The sequence below is a fragment of the uncultured Limnohabitans sp. genome, from assembly GCF_937889215.1.
Lineage (GTDB): Bacteria > Pseudomonadota > Gammaproteobacteria > Burkholderiales > Burkholderiaceae_C > Limnohabitans_A.
This window is the reverse complement of the sequence record NZ_CALBEX010000154.1, coordinates 1-3,415: the sequence shown is the minus strand read 5'-3', so window position 1 is coordinate 3,415 and position 3,415 is coordinate 1. Positions and strand designations below refer to the sequence as shown.

Here is a 3,415-nt window from a genome sequence, read left to right as displayed (position 1 = left end):
ATGTACAAGATGCGCGAGCCGCTGGCGGCAGCGGGTTTGAAATACATCGACTGATTTTGTGTAGGTCGGCGGCTTCAGCCTCGACGTGGATTTGTGCCATGGCCAACATGTCGGACCTGAAAGCACCGACCTACAAAATACATTGAAAGGCGTTCGACATGAATAAACCGACCACTGGTGACTTCACCAAAACCGATGGCTGGATGGACTGGTACACCGGTCCGTCCAAGCCGACTTTTAAGTTGCCTGCAGGCGCGGTGGATGCGCACTGCCATGTGTTTGGGCCGGGGGCGGAGTTCCCCTATGCGGCCGAGCGCAAGTACACGCCCTGTGACGCTTCCAAGCAGCAACTGTTCGCCTTGCGTGACCACCTGGGTTTTGCGCGCAACGTGGTGGTGCAAGCCACTTGCCACGGGGCCGACAACCGCGCCATGGTCGATGCGCTGGTCAACTCGGGTGGCAAGGCCCGTGGCGTAGCCACCGTCAAGCGCAGCGTGACGGACCAGGAAATTCAGGCCATGCACGATGCCGGTGTGCGCGGCGTGCGCTTCAACTTCGTCAAGCGTTTGGTGGACTTCACGCCCAAGGACGAGCTGATGGAAATCGCCAGCCGCATCCATAAATGGGGTTGGCATGTGGTCATCTACTTTGAAGCGGTGGACCTGCCCGAGCTGTGGGATTTCTTCACCGCGCTGCCCACCACCGTGGTGGTGGACCACATGGGCCGCCCCGATGTGTCGTTGCCGGTGGACGGCCCGCAGTTTGCGCTTTTCCAGAAGTTCATGCGCGAACACACCAATGTGTGGAGCAAGGTGTCTTGCCCCGAGCGTTTGTCGGTGACTGGCCCCAAGGCCTTGAACGCTGAACAGAACGCGTACCAAGACGTGATCCCGTTTGCCCAGCGCATCGTGCAAGAGTTCCCCGACCGCGTGTTGTGGGGCACCGACTGGCCGCACCCCAACCTGAAAGACCACATGCCCGACGATGGTCTGCTGGTCGACTTCATCCCGCACATCGCGCCAACGGCAGAGCTGCAAAAGAAACTGCTGGTGGACAACCCGATGCGCTTGTACTGGCCTGAAGAGCAGGCCTAAGCGTTTTGGTAGGAGCCCAACCTGTGGGCGACAAGACCCTGGATGGTCCACAAGCCATCGCCCACAGGGGTGGGCTCCTGCAGCAATCACCATTTACCTACAAGGTTCAACATGGCTCTAGACAAACCCTACAAAGACGTTCCCGGCACGATCATTTTTGATGCAGAGCAATCCCGCAAAGGCTACTGGCTCAACCAGTTTTGCATGTCGCTCTTAAAGGCTGAAAACCGCGAACGCTTCAAGGCCGACGAACGGGCTTATCTGGACGAGTGGCAGATGACCGAAGAGCAAAAGCAGGCCGTGCTGGCGCGCGACCTGAACTGGTGCATGCGCACGGGCGGCAACATTTATTTCCTCGCCAAGATCGGCGCGACCGACGGCAAGAGCTTCCAGCAAATGGCGGGCTCCATGACCGGCATGACCGAAGAGGAATACCGCAACATGATGATGGGTGGCGGCCGCAGCGTGGAAGGCAATCGCTACATCGGCGAAAACGGCAGCGCCCAAGCGCAGAACCAGCCCCAAGGCGCAGCCGGGCAACAGCCCATCGCAGCCGGGAAGAAAGCATAAACATGGCCAAAATCACCGCATCCGTCTACACCTCACATGTGCCCGCCATTGGCGCGGCTATGGACCTGGGCAAGACGCAAGAAGACTACTGGAAGCCCGTGTTCGCGGGCTACGACTTCTCCAAGCAATGGATGAAGGACAACAAACCGGACGTGATTTTTCTGGTGTTCAACGACCATGCCACGGCTTTCAGCTCTGACCTGATTCCCACTTTTGCCATTGGCACCGCAGCCGAGTACCAGCCCGCTGACGAAGGCTGGGGACCGCGCCCCGTTCCGGTCGTTAAAGGCCACCCCGAGTTGGCCAGCCACATCGCGCAGTCGGTCATTCAGCAAGACTTTGACCTCACCATCGTCAACAAGATGGACGTGGACCACGGCCTCACCGTGCCCTTGTCGCTGATGTGCGGCCCGCTGGACCCGGCCAAAGACGCCTGGCCTTGCCCGGTGATCCCTTTTGCTGTGAACGTGGTGCAGTACCCCGTGCCCAGCGGCCAGCGCTGCTTCAATTTGGGCCAGGCCATCCGCAAAGCGGTTGAGAGCTACGACGAAGACATCAACGTGCACATCTGGGGCACAGGCGGCATGAGCCACCAGCTCCAAGGCGCGCGTGCGGGCCTGATCAACCGCGAGTGGGACAACGCTTGGCTGGACCAACTCATCAACGACCCGGCGGCTGCTGCTGCCACACCGCACATCAATTACGTGCGCGAAGCGGGCAGCGAAGGCATTGAGCTGGTCATGTGGCTGATCGCCCGTGGCGCCATGAGCGACATCGAAAGCGGCCAGGCGACAGGCCCCGCACCCAAGTTGCGTCACCGCTTCTACCATGTGCCTGCCAGCAACACGGCTGTCGGCCACGCCATTTTGGAAAACAGCTAAGCCTGTAGGCGCGGTGTCTGACCGCGATCGAAGCCTCTTTGCGGCGGCAGGCCGCGCCAACAACAACCAGTGAAGGAAATACCCATGAGCAAAACCATCAAAGTCGCCCTGGCGGGCGCGGGTGCCTTTGGCACCAAACACCTGGACGGCATTAAAAACATCGACGGCGTGGAAGTTGTTTCCTTGGTCGGGCGTGAATTGGGCAAGACCCAGGAGGTGGCTGACAAATACGGCATTGGCCACGTCACCACCGACCTGAACGCATCGCTGGCTTTGAAAGAAGTCGATGCCGTGATTTTGTGCACGCCCACGCAAATGCACGCCAGCCAAACCCTGGCTTGCCTGCAGGCGGGCAAGCATGTGCAGGTGGAAATTCCGCTGTGCGATGTGTACAAAGAGGGCCAGGAAGTGCTGCGCGTGCAACAAGACACTGGCTTGGTGGCCATGGTGGGCCACACCCGCCGTTTCAACCCGAGCCACCAGTGGGTGAACCACAAAATCAAGGCCGGCGAGTTCAACATCCAGCAGATGGATGTGCAGACTTATTTCTTTCGCCGCACCAACATGAACGCGCTGGGCCAGGCCCGCAGCTGGACCGACCACCTGCTTTGGCACCACGCGGCCCACACGGTGGACTTGTTCGCTTACCAGTGTGGCAGCCCCATCGTCAAAGCCAACGCCGTACAAGGCCCGATTCATCAGGCTTTGGGCATCGCCATGGACATGAGCATCCAACTGCAGGCGGCCAACGGCGCGATCTGCACGCTGAGCCTGTCCTTCAACAACGACGGCCCGCTGGGCACCTACTTTCGCTACATCGGTGACACGGGCACCTACCTGGCGCGTTACGACGACTTGTTCACCGGCAAG

Annotated in this window: 4 protein-coding genes; all 4 read left to right on the top strand. The window is 59.9% G+C overall.

Annotated elements, in window-relative coordinates; genetic code table 11:
* Nucleotides 1–158: 158 nt before the first annotated feature.
* Entirely contained in the window at nt 159–1,094 is a 936-nt protein-coding gene (locus Q0341_RS03925) for an amidohydrolase family protein (protein WP_299510730.1), read from the top strand.
* A gap of 111 nt (nt 1,095–1,205) precedes the next feature.
* The gene (ligA, locus tag Q0341_RS03920) at nt 1,206–1,664 is read left to right on the top strand and encodes a protocatechuate 4,5-dioxygenase subunit alpha (protein ID WP_299510729.1); all 459 of its coding nucleotides are present in this window, start codon (nt 1,206–1,208) and stop codon (nt 1,662–1,664) included.
* Between the two features lie 2 nt (nt 1,665–1,666).
* Nucleotides 1,667–2,545, top strand: coding sequence for a class III extradiol dioxygenase subunit beta (locus tag Q0341_RS03915; RefSeq protein WP_299510728.1), 879 nt, complete (start codon nt 1,667–1,669; stop codon nt 2,543–2,545).
* Nucleotides 2,546–2,629: 84 nt separating this feature from the next.
* On the top strand, nt 2,630–3,415 hold a 786-nt coding region (locus Q0341_RS03910), incomplete at its 3' end, for a Gfo/Idh/MocA family oxidoreductase (protein WP_299510726.1).